Source organism: Nonomuraea sp. NPDC048881 (assembly GCF_040649795.1).
In the GTDB taxonomy this organism is placed as follows: domain Bacteria; phylum Actinomycetota; class Actinomycetes; order Streptosporangiales; family Streptosporangiaceae; genus Nonomuraea.
In genome coordinates this window covers 274,075-292,086 of sequence record NZ_JBEZGC010000008.1, presented here as the reverse complement: position 1 = coordinate 292,086, position 18,012 = coordinate 274,075, and the positions used below count along the sequence as shown (strand labels likewise).

At 72.0% G+C, this 18,012-nt stretch carries 18 protein-coding genes; 10 read left to right on the top strand and 8 right to left on the bottom strand.

Features of this window, described 5'->3' with window-relative positions; all coding sequences use genetic code 11:
- The 3 genes from AB0C33_RS28545 (at position 1) to AB0C33_RS28535 (ending at position 3,032) form a co-directional block, all read left to right on the top strand.
- Entirely contained in the window at positions 1–1,020 is a 1,020-nt protein-coding gene (locus tag AB0C33_RS28545; RefSeq protein ID WP_358293345.1) for an alpha-ketoacid dehydrogenase subunit beta, read from the top strand.
- On the top strand, positions 1,017–2,459 hold the full coding sequence (locus AB0C33_RS28540) for a dihydrolipoamide acetyltransferase family protein (RefSeq protein WP_358293343.1): 1,443 nt from the start codon (positions 1,017–1,019) through the stop codon (positions 2,457–2,459). The genes AB0C33_RS28545 and AB0C33_RS28540 overlap by 4 nt, the downstream gene beginning before the upstream one ends.
- 231 nt (positions 2,460–2,690) lie before the next feature.
- The gene (locus AB0C33_RS28535) at positions 2,691–3,032 is read left to right on the top strand and encodes a MazG-like family protein (RefSeq protein ID WP_358293342.1); all 342 of its coding nucleotides are present in this window, start codon (positions 2,691–2,693) and stop codon (positions 3,030–3,032) included.
- Positions 3,033–3,196: 164 nt separating this feature from the next.
- On the opposite strand, the gene AB0C33_RS28530 is transcribed toward AB0C33_RS28535, so the two are convergent.
- The 3 genes from AB0C33_RS28530 to AB0C33_RS28520 form a co-directional block, all read right to left on the bottom strand.
- On the bottom strand, positions 3,197–3,517 hold the full coding sequence (locus AB0C33_RS28530) for a GYD domain-containing protein (RefSeq protein WP_358293340.1): 321 nt from the start codon (positions 3,515–3,517) through the stop codon (positions 3,197–3,199).
- A gap of 147 nt (positions 3,518–3,664) precedes the next feature.
- Complete coding sequence (locus AB0C33_RS28525; protein ID WP_358293338.1) at positions 3,665–4,270, bottom strand: hypothetical protein; 606 nt, start codon at positions 4,268–4,270, stop codon at positions 3,665–3,667.
- A gap of 171 nt (positions 4,271–4,441) precedes the next feature.
- On the bottom strand, positions 4,442–4,969 hold the full coding sequence (locus AB0C33_RS28520; protein WP_358293337.1) for a hypothetical protein: 528 nt from the start codon (positions 4,967–4,969) through the stop codon (positions 4,442–4,444).
- Positions 4,970–5,408: 439 nt separating this feature from the next.
- Here AB0C33_RS28520 and AB0C33_RS28515 point away from each other — a divergent pair, with 439 nt between their 5' ends.
- A complete protein-coding gene (locus AB0C33_RS28515; RefSeq protein WP_358293336.1) occupies positions 5,409–6,878 on the top strand; it encodes an alpha/beta fold hydrolase in 1,470 nt (489 codons plus the stop codon).
- A 159-nt stretch (positions 6,879–7,037) separates the two neighbouring features.
- On the opposite strand, the gene AB0C33_RS28510 is transcribed toward AB0C33_RS28515, so the two are convergent.
- A complete protein-coding gene (locus tag AB0C33_RS28510) occupies positions 7,038–7,604 on the bottom strand; it encodes a histidine phosphatase family protein (RefSeq protein ID WP_358293335.1) in 567 nt (188 codons plus the stop codon).
- 379 nt (positions 7,605–7,983) lie between these two features.
- Between AB0C33_RS28510 and AB0C33_RS28505 the strand changes: the two genes are divergently transcribed.
- Both AB0C33_RS28505 and AB0C33_RS28500 read left to right on the top strand, forming a co-directional pair.
- A complete protein-coding gene (locus AB0C33_RS28505) occupies positions 7,984–8,736 on the top strand; it encodes a peptidylprolyl isomerase (RefSeq protein WP_358293333.1) in 753 nt (250 codons plus the stop codon).
- A 147-nt stretch (positions 8,737–8,883) separates the two neighbouring features.
- On the top strand, positions 8,884–9,639 hold the full coding sequence (locus tag AB0C33_RS28500) for a PASTA domain-containing protein (RefSeq protein ID WP_358293331.1): 756 nt from the start codon (positions 8,884–8,886) through the stop codon (positions 9,637–9,639).
- Positions 9,640–9,823: 184 nt separating this feature from the next.
- Here the strand turns inward: AB0C33_RS28500 and AB0C33_RS28495 are convergent, their stop codons facing one another.
- Together AB0C33_RS28495 and AB0C33_RS28490 are read right to left on the bottom strand one after the other, a co-directional pair.
- On the bottom strand, positions 9,824–10,186 hold the full coding sequence (locus tag AB0C33_RS28495) for a DUF1622 domain-containing protein (protein WP_358293330.1): 363 nt from the start codon (positions 10,184–10,186) through the stop codon (positions 9,824–9,826).
- A 540-nt stretch (positions 10,187–10,726) separates the two neighbouring features.
- Positions 10,727–11,335, bottom strand: a complete 609-nt coding sequence (locus tag AB0C33_RS28490; protein WP_358293328.1) for a TetR/AcrR family transcriptional regulator — start codon at positions 11,333–11,335, stop codon at positions 10,727–10,729.
- A 306-nt stretch (positions 11,336–11,641) separates the two neighbouring features.
- Between AB0C33_RS28490 and AB0C33_RS28485 the strand changes: the two genes are divergently transcribed.
- Positions 11,642–12,004: an STAS domain-containing protein gene (locus tag AB0C33_RS28485; RefSeq protein WP_358293326.1), complete on the top strand. Its 363-nt coding sequence runs from the start codon at positions 11,642–11,644 to the stop codon at positions 12,002–12,004.
- Positions 12,005–12,432: 428 nt separating this feature from the next.
- On the opposite strand, the gene AB0C33_RS28480 is transcribed toward AB0C33_RS28485, so the two are convergent.
- Positions 12,433–12,813 (bottom strand): STAS domain-containing protein, encoded by a 381-nt coding sequence (locus AB0C33_RS28480; protein WP_358293324.1) that lies wholly within the window; start codon positions 12,811–12,813, stop codon positions 12,433–12,435.
- A gap of 342 nt (positions 12,814–13,155) precedes the next feature.
- On the opposite strand from AB0C33_RS28480, the gene AB0C33_RS28475 reads away from it, so the two are divergent.
- The 3 genes from AB0C33_RS28475 (at position 13,156) to AB0C33_RS28465 (ending at position 16,989) form a co-directional block, all read left to right on the top strand.
- Positions 13,156–13,602: an ATP-binding protein gene (locus AB0C33_RS28475; RefSeq protein ID WP_358293322.1), complete on the top strand. Its 447-nt coding sequence runs from the start codon at positions 13,156–13,158 to the stop codon at positions 13,600–13,602.
- Between the two features lie 157 nt (positions 13,603–13,759).
- A complete protein-coding gene (locus AB0C33_RS28470) occupies positions 13,760–14,578 on the top strand; it encodes an SDR family oxidoreductase (RefSeq protein WP_358293320.1) in 819 nt (272 codons plus the stop codon).
- 77 nt (positions 14,579–14,655) lie between these two features.
- Entirely contained in the window at positions 14,656–16,989 is a 2,334-nt protein-coding gene (locus AB0C33_RS28465) for a SpoIIE family protein phosphatase (protein ID WP_358293318.1), read from the top strand.
- Positions 16,990–17,063: 74 nt separating this feature from the next.
- Here AB0C33_RS28465 and AB0C33_RS28460 read toward each other — a convergent pair whose 3' ends face one another.
- Positions 17,064–17,771, bottom strand: a complete 708-nt coding sequence (locus AB0C33_RS28460) for an NAD(P)-binding domain-containing protein (protein WP_358293317.1) — start codon at positions 17,769–17,771, stop codon at positions 17,064–17,066.
- Positions 17,772–18,012: the final 241 nt, after the last annotated feature.

Genomic DNA, 18,012 nt, shown 5'->3' with positions numbered 1-18,012 from the left:
ATGACCGCGAAGATGACCATGGCCCAGGCGTTGAACGCCGCCCTGCGCGACGCCCTGCGCGAGGACGAGCGCGTCCTCGTCTTCGGCGAGGACGTCGGGCCGCTCGGCGGCGTCTTCCGCGTCACCGACGGGCTCACCAAGGAGTTCGGCGAGGAGCGCTGCTTCGACACGCCGCTGGCCGAGGCGGGGATCGTGGGCCTGGCCGTGGGCCTGGCCATGGGCGGCTTCCGCCCGGTGATCGAGATGCAGTTCGACGCCTTCGCCTACCCGGCCTTCGAGCAGATCGCCTCGCACGTGGCCAAGCTGCGCAACCGCACCCGCGGGCGGCTGTCGCTGCCGATCGTGATCCGGATCCCGTACGCGGGCGGCATCGGCGGCGTCGAGCACCACTGCGACTCCAGCGAGGCGTACTACGCCCACACGCCGGGGCTCAAGGTCGTGACGCCCGCGACGGCCGACGACGCCTACTGGCTGCTGCGCGACGCCGTCGCCGACCCCGACCCGGTGATCTTCATGGAGCCCAAGCGGCTGTACTGGTCCAAGGAGGAGACCTCCGTCGCGGAGCGCCGCGCCGCCGGGTTCGGCCGGGCCGCCGTCCGCCGCGAGGGCCGCGACGCGACGCTCGTCGCCTACGGGCCCAGCGTGCCCGTGGCGCTCCAGGCCGCCGAGGCCGCCGCCCGGGACGGGCTCTCGCTGGAGGTGGTCGACCTGCGGACGATCGTCCCGTTCGACGACGAGACCGTGGTGGCCTCGGTGCGCAGGACGGGGCGCTGCGTGGTGATCCAGGAGGCCCAGGGGTTCGCCGGGGTCGGGGCGGAGATCGCCGCCCGCGTGCAGGAGCGGTGCTTCCACTCGCTGGCCGCGCCGGTGCTGCGCGTCACCGGGTTCGACATCCCGTACCCGCCGCCCATGCTCGAACACTCCCACCTCCCGGACGTCGACCGCGTCCTCGACGCCGTGGACCGGCTCCAGTTCGACGACCAGCCCGACCTGCTGCACCTCACCCGGGAGGCGTCATGACGGCGACCGCCGCGCGGCAGGTGTTCCGGCTGCCGGACCTCGGCGAGGGCCTGACCGAGGCCGAGATCGTCGAGTGGAAGGTGGCCGTGGGGGACACGGTGGAGATCGACCAGATCGTGGTGGAGGTGGAGACCGCTAAGGCGGCGGTGGAGGTGCCCGTGCCGTACGCGGGGACCGTCCTGCGGCTGCACGCCGAGGCGGGCGCGGTCGTGGCAGTGGGGGAGCCGCTCATCGAGGTCGGGGACTCGCAGGAGGACCCGGCGGCGGCGCGGTACCGGGAGGAGGAACGCGCGGGCTCGGGCAACGTCCTGATCGGCTACGGCACCACCGGCACCCCCCACAAGAGCCGCCGCCGCCCCCGCCCCACCAACCCGGCTCCCTCCACCCCGGCCCCCGCCCCCGCTCCGGGATCGGGCCCCGCACCGGCCCCCGCACCTGCTTCGGGATCGGGCCCCGCACCGGCACCCGCGGTGGAGGCGGTGGCTTCTCCGTCCCCGGGCGGGCCGGAGCGTGCGCCTCGGGTGATCTCGCCGCTGGTGCGCCGGATGGCGCGCGAGCACGGCGTGGACCTCGCCGCCGTCCTTGCCACCGGACCGCACGGCGTCATCCTCCGCCGGGACGTCGAACACGCCATCGCCAACCCGGGCGCCGACTCCGGCGCGACCCCTGACGCCCCGTCCGCCGACCAGGCGGCGTCTCCGGCGGCCCCCGCGTCTCCGGCGGCCCCCGCGTCTCCGATGGCCCCGGTGGCGGAGCGCATCCCTCTGCGCGGCCTGCGCCGTACGGTCGCCGACAAGCTGACCCGCAGCCGCACCGAGATCCCCGACGCCACCACCTGGGTGGACGTGGACGCCACCGACCTGCTCACCATCCGCGACACCCTCCGGCGGACCAGCCCGGACCTGGGCATCGGCCTGCTGGCGCTCCTGGCCCGAGCCTGCGTGGCCGGCCTGCTCCGCTTCCCCGAGCTGAACTCCTCGGTCGACACCGACCGGGCCGAGATCGTCCGCCACGGCCACATCAACCTGGGCTTCGCCGCCCAGACCGAACGCGGCCTCGTCGTGCCGGTGGTCCGCGACGCGCACCTCATGACCACCGCCGGCCTGGCCGCCGAGCTGACCCGCCTGACCGCGCTGGCCCGCTCGGGCAGCCTGCCCCCGTCCGCGCTGACGGGAGGCACGTTCACCCTCAACAACTACGGCGTCTTCGGCGTGGACGGCTCCACCCCCATCATCAACCACCCGGAGGCGGCGCTCCTGGGGGTGGGCCGTGTGATCGACCGCCCCTGGGTGCACGACGGCGCGGTGGTGCCCCGCAAGATCACCCAGCTGTCCTTCACCTTCGATCACCGCGTCTGCGACGGCGGCGCAGCGGGCGGTTTCCTGCGCTTCGTCGCCGACTGCGTGGAGAACCCCGCCGTGCTGCTCGCCCACGTCTAGCAGCACGCTTCCCAGGCGGGCGTACGTCACCCGGTGGGCCCAAGGGCGGCAACCCTCGGGCCCACCGGACACCGAGCCCTCTCACGCTCACGACGGCCAAGAAGCTGAACTCACGCCACCGATCATTGCGCTGGGCGCTCTGAGCGCACCACTCTGAGTCCATCGAACGCTGCCGTCCGTGAGGCGGACGCCCGGCCTCGACGCCAGACGCCGGCATGGAGGAGGAGCCCGATGCCTGATCCCACCTCGACAGACCCGTGGTCCACGATCGGCGAGCTGGTGGCATGGCTGGACCGTAACAACGGCCGGGACCCTCACGAACTCACGCTGCGTGTCATGAAGATCGGCGAGGAGTTCGGCGAGGCGGTCGAGGCCCGCATCGGAGAACTCGGCCAGAACCCGCGCAAACCCGCCTCCCACACCCGCCAGGACCTCGCCGACGAGTTGTGCGACGTGATCGTGACGGCAATGGTGGCCCTCACCTCCGTCGTCGACGACCCGCGGGCTGTGTTCGAGGCGAAGCTGAGGAAGATCGCCGACCGCGTCTCAGCGTTCGAGGCCCAGCGAGCCTGACCTTCCCCTGCGAGCCGTACAAGCCGCCACTCTGGCGCTCGCCGCGCACTACGCAGGTGAGAACCGCGGATCGCTCCTCACCGCCGTGTCCAACGGCTGCCTTCGCCGACATCCCGCGAGCCGAGGCATTGGCTTGCGCCTGTGCCTGCATCTGCGCCTGGCTGTCACGCGCCAGGAGCCCGGTAAGCCACATCCATCCGCGTGGCTTCGTCGACCTCCTCCGCCGTCAGCAGGGCGACCGTTGTCGTCCGCACCGCCCCGGACGCCGACACTGCCATCCCCAACGCCGCCGACGCCGCGTTGCTCGGCAAGTCGACGACCACGAACGTGTCCGTCTCCCCGAACGCGAAGTACATCTGCTCGACCCGTCCGCCCAGGCTTTCCACCAGGCGATCCACCGCTTGCCGGCGTCCGGTGCCACCGTCCCGCAGCACGCCGCGGAGCCCCTCTGTGGTGTACGTGGACTGGATCAGATATTTGGGCATGGTCGAGTTCCTCTTCTCGTGCCGCCCCCCCGGTGCGAGGTGGCTGTCGCGGGTCACGAGGTCGGAATTCTCGGCTCCGGCTGAAGGTAATCCCACCGGTAGTGCTGGGTTTGCCCTGCGGCCCTCGACACTGGCCGACGCCGCCGTCTAGGCCGAGACCGTCAGCACCACGATCACCACCCCGAGCGTCAGGTCGAGCGCGGCGCAGAACTCGGCCATCGACCGGACCACCACCTTGTTCCTGCGCCAGAGGACCACGTCCAGAACGGCATGCCCGACCAGCGCCGCAGCGACCAGGTAGCCTCCGAACGCAGGCGACAGGGACAGCGCGGCCACCGACACCGCCCCGAAGACCAGCATCGCCGGAACCTGCGCCGCGACCAGCGTCGGCCTCCTCACCAGCCCGCCCGCCAGCCCGCCTGCCAGGCCGACGAGGGCGACGCACACCGCACCCCCGACCAGCCCCGGCCACGGCGTCAGCCCGAGCAGCCGCAGCACCGCCACCGCCACCACGGACGCCCCGAACAACGGCCAGGCCACCTCCGGCCTGCCGGTCACCGCCGTGGCGAGGTAGACGAGCGCGGCGAGGAACACCACAAGGGCCGCGTCCCGCCCGTCCTCCAGCCCCAGGACATTGAAGACCATGAAAGCCACGCCCAGCACCGTGGGCCAGCGACGTGCGACGGCCATGAGCACCCGGCCGGTGGGGGAGCGCTCCTGCGAGCCGCCTTGCGCGGACGACATCTCAACCATGCCCCGACTCTCCCGCGCCACCTCCGCCCACCTTGAGGTCGAAGACCCTGAACGTCCAGAATCCTGCGACCCCGGTCCGCTCACCCCACGTTCACCCCGCCGACCGCCACCACGCGCGTGAAGCAGACGGCCCTGAGGCGACGGACGCCTGTGAGGGGGAGGCGTCCGCCGTCAGGCGGGCCCGACCGACCGCAGCCAGACCGCCGCCGAGTACGGACCGGTGAAGCGGAGCACGCGCAAGGGAGCGAAACGCGGATCACGGGTGCGTCGCCGGATCTCCGCCTGTCGCGCCGCGTGCTGCGACCAGGCCCACCACGCCGGATGATCACTCTGGAACCATCCGGCGACCGTCTCCCGATTGCCGTTGAAGACGGGTTCGCGCAGCACCGTCCTGCGCAGCGAGCGCCGCAGGACCCGCGGCATGACGACCCGGCGCGGATAGTCCAGCCAGACGATGGTGTCGGCGCGTTCCCACAGCAGGTCGCGCACCTCCGGGTAGCCGAAGGAGTCGAAGATCCACGCCGGGGTCCCGGCGATCTCGGCGACCCGTTCCGGGAACGCCTCGTCCACGGCCCAACCTGGCCCGGCGAAGTACAGGCCGTCCATCTCGTGACAGGGCACGCCAGTCCGGTTGCTCAGTGCGCGCGCGAGCGTCGACTTGCCCGCCCCGCTGATGCCCGCCACCAGAATCCGCCGCATCCCGGCAGGCTAGCGCAGCCGTACCCGCCGAGCCCGCCGTGCTGCCAGGCCATTCGAACGCGCACGACGCCTTCCCGCGCCCCTGCCGAGCGACGACCCGCCCCTCACCGAGCGTCCCGGCCGGACAGACTCCTCGACGGTGAGATGACGAGACAGCCTGCACGAGCAGTAACACGGGCTCCGGATCCTGCCTGACATTGGCTGGACCATGGGGCGTGCATGACACCGGCTGGCCCATGGGGCGTGCATGACACCGGCTGGACCACGGGCCGTGCATGACACCGGCTGGCCCATGGGCCGTGCGTGGCACTGGCTGGACCAGAGCGGGTGCGTGGCACCGGCCAGACCACGGTCTGACAACCCGTGGTAGGACTTCCCCGCTCCAAGATCAGACCCTGGTCCGACGCGCTCCCGACCCCCGCGCCGCAATCATGACCGCATGCCGAAACCCCTCGCCACGATCCTGGCCGCCCTGCTGGCGATCACCGGCCAACCCGCCATGGCCACCGCCACCCCGAGCGCCGAGACCCGACCCGGCAGCGAGAGCCCAGCCCGTCCCTCCTCGGTCACCCCATCCGCCATGACCGCCGGAACCTCACTGACCTGGCAGCCCTGCCCCAACGACAAGATCGGCATGGAGTGCGCCGACCTCCAGGTCCCGGTCGACTGGCGCAAGCCCGACGACCGTAAGATCACACTGAAGCTGGGCAGGCTGAAAGCGACCGGCGCCTCCGAGGGGTCGGTCCTGGTCGCCTACGGCGGCCCGGGAGGCCCCGGCATCGCCACCACCGCAGCCGTCCCCGAGTGGTGGGCCCGGCTGCGCGAGCGCATGGACATCGTCACCTGGGACACCCGCGGCTACGGCGAGCAGTTCGGCGGCCTGAGCACCGGCCTCGCGTGCGTCTGGACCCGCATCCCCATCCCGGAAGCCCCGCGTGACGACGCCGGCTTCGGCCGCCTGTCGGACACCAACCGCGGCTTCGCCGAGGCATGCCGCCACCAAGACCCCCAACTGTTCGCCAACATGAGCTCGGCCGACCAGGCCAGAGACATGGAGGCGATCAGAAAGGCCCTGGGCGGCGCGAAGCTCAACTACTACGGCGCCTCCTACGCGGGCTTCTACGGCCAGGACTACGCCCGCCTCTTCCCCGACCAGATCCGCACGATGGTCCTCGACGGCACCTGGAACCACAGCCCCGCCGACTGGTCGCGCGAACTGGAGGAGATGGCGACGTCCAACGAGCAGTCCATGCGGCGCTTCTTCACCTGGTGCGCCACCCACGACTGCCAAGACATACCCGGCCTCTGGCGCAAGCTGACCGAACGGGCCCGCCGCAAGCCCATCCACACCACGACGGCCAACATGGCCTATAACGCCCGCGATCTGCAGTCCCTCGCCCTCTTCATGGCCCGCCAAGGGGCCCCCGCCTGGCCCGCCCTGGCACGCGCGATCCGCAAGGCGGCCGGCCAGGGCGACGCCTCCGACTTCGTCCCAGCCCGCGGGGCCCGCTACCCCGACCAGACCACCCCCGTCACCGAATGCCTCGACTGGCCGCGCCCCACGACCCTCAAGGAACTGGCCAGCACCGACGCCCGCCTCCGCAAGATCGCCCCTCTCACCGGCACCGCCAACACGCTGGCCTCGGCGACCCTCACCTGCATCGGCTGGCCGGCCCCGGTCACCAACCCGCCCGCTCCCCTCCCGAAGGGCGTGCCTCCGGTCCTGGGAGCAGGCGCCTGGGGCGAGTCGGACGCGGTCGAACGTGCCCTGGCCGCCGTCCCCGGCAGCGTCACCATCCGCCACGACGGCCCCGGTCACACCCTCTACGGCTTCAACCCCTGCGCCCGCGACCTGATGAACCGCTACTTCACCGACCTGACCCTGCCACCGCCGAACACCCAATGCTGACCACCTCGACCCCGCCGGTAGGCAGCCATCCGGGCGAACGGGAACGTCCTCCCCCCACGCTTCAGCCGGAGCGGTTCGGCTCCCGAGCGCGAGAAGCCCGAGCGCGAAGGGAAGGACCGACGCTTGCTGGGCCAGTACGCCAGCCGCAGTCGGCGATCTTCAACTCGTCCGGACGGGGCTCGGCGGCGCCCGGTGGAACTCGATGCTCACGAACCGACCGTCGTCGAAGCCGAGGCGTGCACCGTCACAGTGCGCGAACGACGTCCCCCAGGAGTCGTGTGAAGCGTCCGGAAAGCACGCCGCCAACGCCAGCTCGATCGCCCCTCCATGCCCGACCAGGAGCGCCGAGCAGCCCTCCGCGACGTCGCGGACCGTGTCCGCCCAGATCGCTCGGTGGGTCTCGGCCACGGTCGCCGCCTCCCGACCCTCCCGGATGATCTCCGCGAGCCGCCGGTAGGGCTCGGTCCAGCCCCATTGCGCGTGCCGAGCGATCTCTCCCGGCACATAACCCGACGGCATCTCCATGGTGTCGTCGACGGCGAAGCCCATCGCAACAGCGGTCTCGACGGCCCGAGGAGACGAACTGGTGACCACGCGCTCGTAGGGACCGACTCCGGAGCCGATGAAGCGGGCGAGGGCGATGCCGTCACCCGACAGGTGTGACCCACGCCCACGTGCCGCGCCCTTCTTGGTCAAGCTGTGTCGGCGCACGTCGAGCCAGCGCACTTGGCGTCCTCCTGCAACGGTGTTCCGGCGGGCAAGGGCGGAGACGCGTGCGGCCACCGCGATCACGGAGCGGTGTGCTGACAACCAAAGATCATGTGGCCGCAGGCCATAGCGTAGCCGCGCCCGGCCGAGCAAACGACGGCGAAGATCCACCGGCGAAGGGCGAAGGGCGAAGGGCGAAGGGCGAAGGGCGAGGTGGTGAGGGGCAGCTGTCACGCCGACCTCGGCCCGGCCCCAGCGCGCCGACCAGCGGCGGACTAAGGCTGCCGCGGAAGTCGCACAAGGGGGCGCCGACCTCGTGCGGCCACGGTCTTGACTGGGCGGGTCAGATCGACTAGACCACAGGAAGCCCGGCGATCATCACGCAGTGGAGGACACGATGTCCGGCAGAGCGTTGGTACGACTCGCGGCCCGCGCCGCGTTATCCGCAGTCACGACGGGCGCGCTGGTCGCGGCCGCCGCGATGCCGGCCTCCGCGACGGTCCTGGAGCGGCCGCCGCGGACGACCAAGGGGCCGTGCGCGTACACCGAGACCCCCGACGACCCGGCCGTGCGCAAGGTTCCGCTGCCGCCGGACCCGCGCCACACCCCCACCCGTCCGGTCTCGGCGGTGCTCAGGACCAACCACGGCGACATCGGGCTCACCCTCGACCCGGCCAAGGCGCCGTGCACCGTGCAGAGCTTCGTGCACCTGATCCGTCATCGTTTCTACGACGTCACCTCCTGCCACCGGCTCACCGCGTACGACCGGCTGAAGGTGCTGCAGTGCGGCGACCCCAGCTTCACCGGCGAGGGCGGGCCCGGCTACCGGTACAAGGACGAACTGCCCACCGACCTGCCGCCGTGGCCCGGCGACCCGACCGGAGTGCGCAAGACGTACGCCCGGGGCATGCTGGCCATGGCCAACGCCGGGCCCGACACCAACGGCAGCCAGTTCTTCCTGGTCTACGGTGACTCGGGCCTGGCGCCCAACTACACGGTCTTCGGCACGGTCGACGCCGCCGGGCTCGCCGCGCTCGACCGGATCGCCGCGGGCGGTATCCAGCCGGAGCCCGACGGGCCCACGCCGCCCGTGGACGGCAAGCCCGTCCTGCCGGTCGACATCCGGGACGCCCGGGTCTGCAGGAAGTAGGCGTCACTCCCGCTCCAGCGCCGCCCCCGTCCCCGATGCCGGTGGAAGGGCTCCCCGTCCCGCATGCCGGTGGAACGGGGGCGGCACGGTCTGGAACGCCCTCAGGGCGAGGGCTCCGACCGAGGAGCCGGGAGCAGGGAGAGACGCATGAACCTGACACGCGCGTTCGGCACGGTGGCGGGGCTGGCGCTGGCCGCCGCGGGGATGGTGGGGCTGAGCGGGCCCGCGTGGGCGGCGCTGCCCTTCGCCACCCCGACCACCTGTACGTTCCAGACGGTCAATACCGGGAACTACCTGACCGCGGTGGGCGGCGGGGGCCGTACGACCGATGTGATCCACAGCGACGCGACCGTGGCCCGCTCGTGGGAACGCTTCACCCTCGTGGACGCCGGCGACGGCGTGCACGTCGGCATCAGGACGCTGACCGGCAACTACCTGACCGCCGTGAACGGCGGCGGCCTGCAGACCGACGTCATCCACTCCAACGCCACGCTCCTGCAGGCGTGGGAGAAGTTCGCGCTGGTCCGCCAGGGCGGCGACGGCTTCGCGATCCAGACGGTCGACGGCCACTTCCTGACCGCCGTGGGCGGCGGCAACCGCACCACCGACGTGGTGCACAGCGACGCGACCCAGGTGCGGTCGTGGGAGCTGTTCCGGGTGCAGTGCAACCTCACCACCGTGCCCAACGTGCAGGGCTTCGACGACGGCAGCGCGCGGAACTCCATCACCGGTGCGGGCCTCACGGTCGGCGGGGTCACGTTCGACAACAACTGCGTCGACGTTCGCGGGACCGTGTTGTTCAGCAGCCCGGGGGCGGGGGCGACCGTGCTGCGCGGTTCGGTGGTGAACCTCAATGAGTCCAGCGGGGTGGATCGCAACGGGCGGCCCTGCATCTTCAGATGACCCCGGCGGTCCGGCTGCCCGAGGCGTCCTCGCCTCCTCGGGCGGCCGGACGCCTTGAAGCGGATGGCTGCGTCGCTCCGAATCGGGCGTTTCCTGCGAAGCGTGCGATTTCGAGCGAGGTGGTCCACTTCATGGGATTCGCTGCGTTCGGGTGGGTGGCCGCGTTCGGGCGGGTCGGGCAGGTTCAGCCGGGGGTGTCGGTGCTGCGCCGTGGCTGCCAGGGCAGGCGGTTCTCCAGCTCGACCTCCAGCGAGAAGCTGAGGAAGGTCCGTACGAGCACGATGAGCGCGAGCACGCCGACGCTCACGAACGTCGGAGCCACCGCCACCGTACGGATGATGTCCCCGGCCACCAGGAATTCCAGCCCGAGCAGGATCGCCCGTCCGAGGCCCTGGCGGTAGGCGCGGTAGACGCCGTGCGGGGCCTCTCTTTCGCGTAGCCGCAGCACGAAGGACACGGTGGCCGTCAGCGCGCCCAGCACGATGATCGCCACGCCTGCGAGATCGACAGCCTGGCCGATCGCCTCCACGATCCGCGCGAAGTCCATGACCACCCTCTTTGCCCCGCCTTCAGCAAGGATCAGCGTCCCGCGCCCCGCGTACCGCCCCGACACGCCGCACCAGCCCCCCTCTTTGCCAGGCCACCGCACGGTGCCTCGCGTGGGGAGGGCGCGGGCTTTGGCAGGGAGCCATACGTGGCCAGATGGGGGAGCGAGCGACCGTTTCCCGCTCGGATGGCGGGCGGCCGTGAGCGGAGAGCCATGCGCCATTGGAGGGATGAGAGACGGGCTCGGGCTCCAGGTCATACACGAGAGGAACGGGGGAGGGCTGCGGGCCTCAGGTGGGGGCTCATGCGCCACAAGCAGCCGGTCGAGCGGCGCGCCGAGCGGGCGGCCTCGGGTGGGCGGCCTCGGGTGGGGGCTTATGCGTGATCGGAGGGCAGAGGGGCGGACCTGGAATGGAGGGTTGTGTGCGGTTCGGGTATTTCCGTGCAGCTTCCCGAGGTGGCAGGGGGCGTGGGGGAGGAAGTTGGGCCGTCCAGGTGGTGGTCTGGACGGCGGGCGTCTTCGTGGAGGGAGGAGGGGAGCTCAGTTTGTGGGGTGAGGGGGGTTCGTGGGGAGGGAGTCGAGCCAGTGGGTCAGGCGGGTGCCCTGGCGGGTCATGATCTCGGGGTCGCGCAAGGCGTTCGCCAGCAGCGACATCCCCTGGTACGCCCCGACGAAGGTGAGCGCGAGATCGTCGGCGTCCGGCTGGCCGAGGTCGCGGAACTGGCGCTCCGACCAGTCGAGGAGCAGCCGTACGACCCGGCCCGCCTCGACGTCGAGGCCGCCCTCCGCACGTTTGTCCAGCTCGGAGGCGAGCGTGCCGGTGGGGCAGCCGTACCGGGCGGCGATGTCCCGCTGGCTCACCCAGGCGTCCACCATGGCCTTGAGGCGGGCGCGCGGGTCGGGGAGCCGGTCGAGTTCGGCGGTGAGTTCGGCCAGGTGCCCGGCGTGTTCGGACAGTGCGGCCAGGACCAGTTCGTCCTTGGTCTTGAAGTAGTAGTACACGTTTCCCACGGGCACGCCGGCGGCCTCGGCGATGTCGGCGATGGTCGTCCGCTCGACGCCCTGCTCGTGCAGGACGCGGGCGGCGGCGGCCATCAGCCTGCGCCGCTTGTCGGCCCCCCGGGCCCGTGTCCTCGTTGAGTCAGTCACCCAACTTACTATATGTCCAGGACGGCCGGGACGGGCGGTTCCACGTACCGAATGAGTCGGCGCGGCGCGGGCGGGCTGGGTGAGGACGTGGCGAAGATGTCGGGAGGCGCACGACGTGAGTGGCAGGACGTGAGGCGGCAGGCTGAAAGGCGGCCACCCAAGCTGTGGCGGCTGAGCCACATCGTGCTTACCTGGGTACGCGTGGAGGAGCAAGGCTGTCGCTGAGGGGTAGGGGCGGGCGATGTTCGATGTCGCCGCCGATGTGCCGGTTGTGGACAGCGGTGGCGCTGAGCTCTGGATTCCCTCATGACAGAGTTAGCGATCAACGTCCAACGTCTGCCGGGCTGCCATGTGGTGCATCTCGACGGCGACCTCGACCGCGTGACCCGCATGCCGCTGGCCCGTACGCTCGCGGAACTCCTGGAGGCGGAGCGTCCGAAGGTCGTGATCGATGTCACCGACCTGGCCTTCTGCGACTCGTGCGGCCTCTGGGCCCTCATCGTCGGCCAGCGGCAGGCCGAGCGGCGCGGCGGCAGCGTCCGGCTGGTCGGGGTGCACGGGCCGCTGGCCCGCCTGCTGGACATCACCAGTCTGTCGCGCCTGTTCCCTTCGGACGACGGCCCGGCCGAGACCGCGAGCTGGGCCAAGCCGCGCGGTTGGCCGTCCTGACCCGGAGGGACGGTGAGGGCGGCGGCCACGGCCGCTCGGCAACGACATGCGCGGGTCCGGGCCCAGTACGGGTCAGCCGAGCCAGGGGCGCGGCGAGGGCTTCAGGCCAAGAGCCCGACGACGGCCCTTCGGGGGCGGCGGGGATCGCGGCGGACGCCCAGGCCGGATGTGCCGGTGAAGGGTCACAGCACGGCGCCGGGCCGACGCGGGATCGGGAGGGGCCGGCAGCGGGTCGAGAGCGTCCGGCAGCGGGATCGGGAGGGACCAGAAGCATGGCCGGGAGGGGCCGGCAGTGGGGTTGGAATGGGGTCGGTAGCGGAGTCGGGCCCGGGCCCTGGGGGGTGCGGGCGAGGTCGGGCGGGGCGGGGGCCTGCGGGGCCCGGCGGGCGGTGACGGGCAGGGGCCCCGAAGCGGGCCTGGGTGTCAGGTCAGGACGGTGGGGAGGGGGCCGGGTCCGGGCCAGGGGGATGTGACGCGTTGATCACCTGGTACAGCTGATCCTCCGGCCCCAGCCGCCAGCCGAGCAGTTCCAGCAGCTCGCGCACCGTCGACGAGGCGTTCTGGAGCACCAGCCTGCGCGGAGGCGGCAGGTCGGTGGCCGTGCTGATGATCAGCCGCAGCCCGCCGGCGTCGATGAAGGTAAGCTCGGACAGGTCCAGATGGACGTCGGTCTCGCCGATGCGTAACGCCCACGCCAGCGCTCGGGCCAGTGCGGGCCGTCCATGGTGGTCGATCTCGCCGCGTACGCGCAGGCCGAAGGGGTGCACCATGGGCAGCACATCGGCAGGGTCGCCGGTCTGGTCGGTCATTGAAATCACACCAATGCGGTCGTCTAGGGCAGAGCCGAGCCGCGCCACGTTCCCTATCGAGGGAAGGTGCGGGCGCCCCTGACAGATCGCCGAAAACAAGAGGGCCCGGCGCGCCGCGCGTCCATACAGCGTCGGCACATCGGGCAGAGGGAGAAGCAGATGTCGGGCGATCAACCCTTTCCGCCAGGCATCGTCCAGGTCACCACGGCTTCGGCCGCCGGTGAACCGGACAGGTGCGCCCGTGGCGCGCCCGGCTCGGCTCGTTTACTCGGTCGCCTTACTCTCTGCCCTCGATCGAGCGCTTTACGCCGCCGTAACCCCCGTACCCGGTAGGGGCAAGCCATGCAAGCACCCTTCCACCTGCGGTGCACCATCACCAACAATCTCGCGCTCACCCGCGATCTGGTGCGCGTCTACGCCACCCACGCGGGGCTGTCCGGCGCGCGGCTCGACCACCTGGTGCTCGCCGTCAACGAGGCCGCCGCGAACGTCCTGGAGCACGGTGGCGGTCGCGGCACGGTGACGGCCTACACCGACGCCGCCGTCCTCACGGTCGATGTATGCGACACGGCCGGACGCCTGCGGGCCGAGCATCTGGCCGACGCCCGGCTCACGCGTCCCTCGCCCTCGGCGCGGCGCCTCGGCCTGTGGCTGATCCATCGTCTGTGCGACGAGGTCGGCATCGACCATCCGCAAGGGGGCAGCAGGCTGCGGCTGCGTATGCGTCTGCCCCTCGCCACCCGTCTGCGTCCCTGGCAGGGGGGCGACTCCTCACCCGCGGCCAGCTAGCCACGGTGATCCGCCCGTCCGTCTCTGCTGGGCGGACGGGTGGTGAGCCGTCCTGATGAGCGGTGAGCCGCCGGTGAGGACGCGGTGAGCCGGCCCCGCCACTGTTGACCTGTCTCCGCGACCGCGGAGCACAGGCCACACACGTGGGGAGCGGACAATGGGCATGCTGACCGGCAAGACGGCGCTGGTGACGGGCGGTTCCCGGGGGATCGGCCGGGCGGTGTCGCTGCGGCTGGCCGCCGAGGGCGCGCTGGTGGCCGTGCACTACGGCGGCGACGACGAGGCGGCCAAGCAGACCGTCGCCCTGATCGAGGAGCGGGGCGGCCGGGCGTTCGCCGTGCAGGCCCGCTTCGGCGCGAAGCCCCAGCAGAGCGTCAAGGACGCGGAGGGTGCGCAAGAGGGCAGGGGCGTTGAGGGGGCGGTGGAGCGGTTGTTCGAGGGGCTGGCCGACGGGTTGGCCGGGCGTGGCCTGGACATCCTGGTCAACAACGCCGGCATCGCCTCGACCGTCCCGATCGCGCACCTGACCCCGGCGGAGTTCGAACGGGTGATGACGGTCAACGTCACCACTCCGTTCTTCGTGATCCAGCGTGCGCTGCCGCTGCTGAACGACGGCGGCCGCATCATCAACATGGGCTCGACGGCCAGCCGGTTCGCCGTCACCACGCAGATCGGCTACACGATCAGCAAGGCGGCGCTGGAGGCGATGGCACCGACGCTCGCCAACGAGCTGGGACGGCGTGGCATCACCGTGAACACGGTCGCGCCCGGCGCCGTACGGACCGACATGACCGCGGGCTACACCTCGATCCCCGAGGTGGTGGCCGCGCTGGAGTCCATCACCGCGCTCGGCCGGCTCGGGGAGCCCGAGGACGTCGCCGACGTGGTCGGCTTCCTGGCCGGTCCGGCGGGCCGGTGGGTGACCGGGCAGACCATCGACGTCTCCGGTGGCACGTACCTCGGGCCGCTCGCCTGACGGCGTCTTGGAACACTTTGCCCATCCATTACGGACCGTGCATATTCCCGTACGGGGAGCTTGCATAGCCTGATTTCATGGGAGATGTCCCCCACAACCCGCCACCACCTCCCGGCCCGGCGGCCGGCGACGGCGGCTGGACCCGCGACGGCGGGCCGGTCCACAACGGGGGCCCGGCCCACGACGAGGCGCGGGCCAACGCCGAGGAGCGGGCCCGTAAGGAGGGGCAGGCCCGTAAGGAGGGGCAGGCCCCTGACGAGGGGCGGGCCTCCGACGAAGAGCGCACCCGCGACGAAGGACGGCTCCACGACGAGGGGCAGGCGCACGACGGTGGCTCGGCGGGCGATGCGCACGTCGACAGGCTGCTGCTCGGCGCGGCCACCAGCACGCAGGCGCACGTGTGCGTGCTCTTCGTCCTGGCCGAGGACGGGCGTGTGCTGATGATGGACGCCGAGTCGGGGCTCCCCGAGCCCTTCTCGCGCTCGTGGGTCCTGATCAGGTCCACCGACCAGTCGCCGGTCGCGGTGGCGGTGCGGCAGCGGCGGCTGGTGTGGGTGCCCGACCGGGAGGCCATGGCCCGCGAGTTCCCGCTCGTGGCGCTCGCCTTCCCGTACGGGTTCGCGCTGGCCGTCGCGCCCCTGGTCGACCGCGACGGCGAGGTGCGGGGGGCCATGATGCTGCTCTGGCCGCCCGCCCCGGCCCGCCGTCCCACCCGGCACCAGCTCGACGTCCTGACCGCCACCTGCGCCGACCTGGCGGAGATCGTCCCGAGGGGGAACCGGCCGGTGCCGCCGGGACACCAGCCGCGCGTGCTGACCAGGGAGCCGCCCGGCGGCGAGGACCTGCTGACCTGCCTCAACCGGCTGCCCGAGGGCTACTGCATGCTCGATGTCGAGGGGCGGCTCACCCTGGTCACCGCCCCCGCCGAGGAGCTGCTGCAGGCCGAGGCGGGCGAGCTGACCGGCAAGCGCCCCTGGGACGCCCTGCCCTGGCTGGGCGAGCCCGCCTACGAGGACCGCTACCGCGCCGCCGTGGTCAGCCAGGAGGTCACCTACTTCACCACCCGCAACCCGGGCGGCCAGTGGCTGGCCTTCCACCTCTATCCGGGCCTGGCCGGCGTCACCATGCGGGTCACGCCGAGCACGATGGCCCGCGACCCGCGTCCGGTCATGCCCGACCAGCTCGTCGCCGCCGACCGGCCGCCGCGCCTCGTCGCGCTGCACGAGATGCTGCACCTGGCCACCACCCTGGCGCGGGCCGTCACCGCCCAGGAGGTGATCAACCTGGTCGCCGACCACGTGATGCCCGCCTACCATGTGCAGGCCCTGGCCATCCTCACCTCCAGGGGCGGGCGCATGCAGGTGGCCGCCTCGCGCGGGTACAGCGACCAGGCGATCGAGGAGTACGACGGCCAGCCCCTTCTGCACCTGTCGCCCGGCCACCCGCTGGCCGCCGGCGCACCGGCCTTCTTCGGCAGCTGGGCCGAGCTGCGCGCGACGTACCCGGAGGCGATCAGGTCGGACGACATGTCGGCCTGGGCGTTCCTGCCGCTGACGGCCGGCGGGCGGACGGCCGGCATGTGCATCCTGGCCTACGACCGTCCCCACCGCTTCACCACCGACGAGCGGGCCAGCCTGACGGCCCTGAGCGGGCTCATCGCCCAGGCGTTCGAGCGCGCCCGCCTCTACGACGTCAAGCACCAGTTCGCGCAGTCGCTGCAGTCGAGCCTGCTGCCGCGCACCCTGCCCGGCGTCCCGGGGCTGGAGGTGGTCGCCCGCTACCTGCCCGCCACGCCCGGCATGGACATCGGCGGCGACTTCTACGACCTGATCCGGCTGGAGGAGAAGGTGGCCGCCGCCGTCATCGGCGACGTCCAGGGGCACGACGTCACCGCCGCCGCGCTGATGGGCCAGGTGCGTACGGCCATCCACGCCCACGCGAGCGCGGGCGCCAACCCCGGCGAGGTGCTCGCGCACACCAACCGCCTGCTCAACGAGCTGGCCCCGGACCGGTTCACCAGCTGCCTGTACATCAGCGTCGACCTGGGGCGGAGCATGGCGTGCGTGGCCAGCGCGGGCCACCTGCCGGCGCTGCTGCGCCGGCCCGGCGAGCCCGCCCAGGTGGTGGAGTCCGCCCCCGGGCTGCTGCTCGGCATCGAACCCGGCGCCGAGTACGCCACCACCCAGCTCGCCCTGCCGCCCGGCTCGGTGCTGGCCCTCTACACCGATGGGCTCATCGAAGTGCCCGGTCACGACCTCGGCGAGGCCATCGGCGGCCTGGCCGCCGGGTTCACCCCCGCGCCGGATCAGCCGCTCACCGACGTGGCCGAGGACATGATCGCGGCCGCGGCGGCCGTCGAGCACCGCGCCGACGACATCGCCATGCTGCTCCTGCGCACCGGCCCAGCCTGAGCAGCGCCGACCGAATCTGAGCAGCGCCGATCGAATCCGAGCAGCACCGGGCGGGGGCAGGCGTCCCGGTCGGGTCAGGCGCGCCACTCCGGTGTGCGTTCCTGGCGGGCCTGGGCCAGGGCCTCCCTGACGCCCTCGGCGTCCTTGTCGGTGGTGTAGACGGGGCTGCCGGGCTGCTGCCGCCACGACTCGTCGAGCCCGCCGGCGTCCACGGGGTCGAAGCCGAGCGCGTCCACCAGACCCATCACGATCTTCTTGCCGCGCTCGTCGTCGGCGGCCACGGGCAGGGCGATGCGCCCGGGGGTGCCGGAGGGGCGGCCGCCGTGGGCGAGGTGGTCGGCGAAGATGTTGTTGAACGCCTTCACCACCGGATGGCCGAGCTGCTGCTCGACCCATCGGCTCTCCGGCATCCCGGCCTCGATCTCGTCGATCCGGCCGTCGCGCTGGGGGTAGTAGTTGCCGGTGTCCACGACGGTCAGGCCGCCGGTGACGTCGTCGAACAGGCCGTCGGGCAGCTCGGGCACCTTGCCCTGGGGGATCGTGACCACGACCAGGTCGGCTCCCTGGGGCGCCTCCTCGACGGTCACCGGGGTCGCGCCGGTCTCGGTGGCCAGGCCGGTGAGCGTCTGGGGGCCCCGGGAGTTGGCCACCGCCACCTCGTGCCCCAGCTCGGTCAGGCGCCGGGTGAGCGTGCCGCCGATGTTCCCCGCGCCGATGATGCCGATCTTCATGCTCCGCCCCCGGTTGTGCGCCTCAGCTACTGCTCGCCAGGATATCGTCACAATGCGTTATCGCTGTTCGGAGGCCGTGTCGGCGCGTCGGACGGCACCCGAACCCGATTCCGGGCGGATGGTTCCAGCGGCGCCGCTGGCATCAAGTGGTCACCGGCACGCAACTTCCTGGTCGTTCCGCGGCGGAATCTGCGCGCGACGAACCCGCACACTGGAACCCATAGGCAGGCAAACGGACGTTGGAGGACCGAATGGGAAATTCAGCATTACGTTCCGTCTCGCACGACGCTGG

Bases quoted from the DNA above. Each gene is read 5' to 3' on its own strand.
- AB0C33_RS28545 (WP_358293345.1), top strand. From the start codon at position 1: ATGACCGCGAAGATGACCATGGCCCAGGCGTTGAACGCCGCCCTGCGC.
- AB0C33_RS28540 (WP_358293343.1), top strand. From the start codon at position 1,017: ATGACGGCGACCGCCGCGCGGCAGGTGTTCCGGCTGCCGGACCTCGGC.
- AB0C33_RS28535 (WP_358293342.1), top strand. From the start codon at position 2,691: ATGCCTGATCCCACCTCGACAGACCCGTGGTCCACGATCGGCGAGCTG.
- AB0C33_RS28530 (WP_358293340.1), bottom strand. From the start codon at position 3,517: ATGCCCAAATATCTGATCCAGTCCACGTACACCACAGAGGGGCTCCGC.
- AB0C33_RS28525 (WP_358293338.1), bottom strand. From the start codon at position 4,270: ATGGTTGAGATGTCGTCCGCGCAAGGCGGCTCGCAGGAGCGCTCCCCC.
- AB0C33_RS28520 (WP_358293337.1), bottom strand. From the start codon at position 4,969: ATGCGGCGGATTCTGGTGGCGGGCATCAGCGGGGCGGGCAAGTCGACG.
- AB0C33_RS28515 (WP_358293336.1), top strand. From the start codon at position 5,409: ATGCCGAAACCCCTCGCCACGATCCTGGCCGCCCTGCTGGCGATCACC.
- AB0C33_RS28505 (WP_358293333.1), top strand. From the start codon at position 7,984: ATGTCCGGCAGAGCGTTGGTACGACTCGCGGCCCGCGCCGCGTTATCC.
- AB0C33_RS28500 (WP_358293331.1), top strand. From the start codon at position 8,884: ATGAACCTGACACGCGCGTTCGGCACGGTGGCGGGGCTGGCGCTGGCC.
- AB0C33_RS28495 (WP_358293330.1), bottom strand. From the start codon at position 10,186: ATGGACTTCGCGCGGATCGTGGAGGCGATCGGCCAGGCTGTCGATCTC.
- AB0C33_RS28485 (WP_358293326.1), top strand. From the start codon at position 11,642: ATGACAGAGTTAGCGATCAACGTCCAACGTCTGCCGGGCTGCCATGTG.
- AB0C33_RS28480 (WP_358293324.1), bottom strand. From the start codon at position 12,813: ATGACCGACCAGACCGGCGACCCTGCCGATGTGCTGCCCATGGTGCAC.
- AB0C33_RS28475 (WP_358293322.1), top strand. From the start codon at position 13,156: ATGCAAGCACCCTTCCACCTGCGGTGCACCATCACCAACAATCTCGCG.
- AB0C33_RS28470 (WP_358293320.1), top strand. From the start codon at position 13,760: ATGGGCATGCTGACCGGCAAGACGGCGCTGGTGACGGGCGGTTCCCGG.
- AB0C33_RS28465 (WP_358293318.1), top strand. From the start codon at position 14,656: ATGGGAGATGTCCCCCACAACCCGCCACCACCTCCCGGCCCGGCGGCC.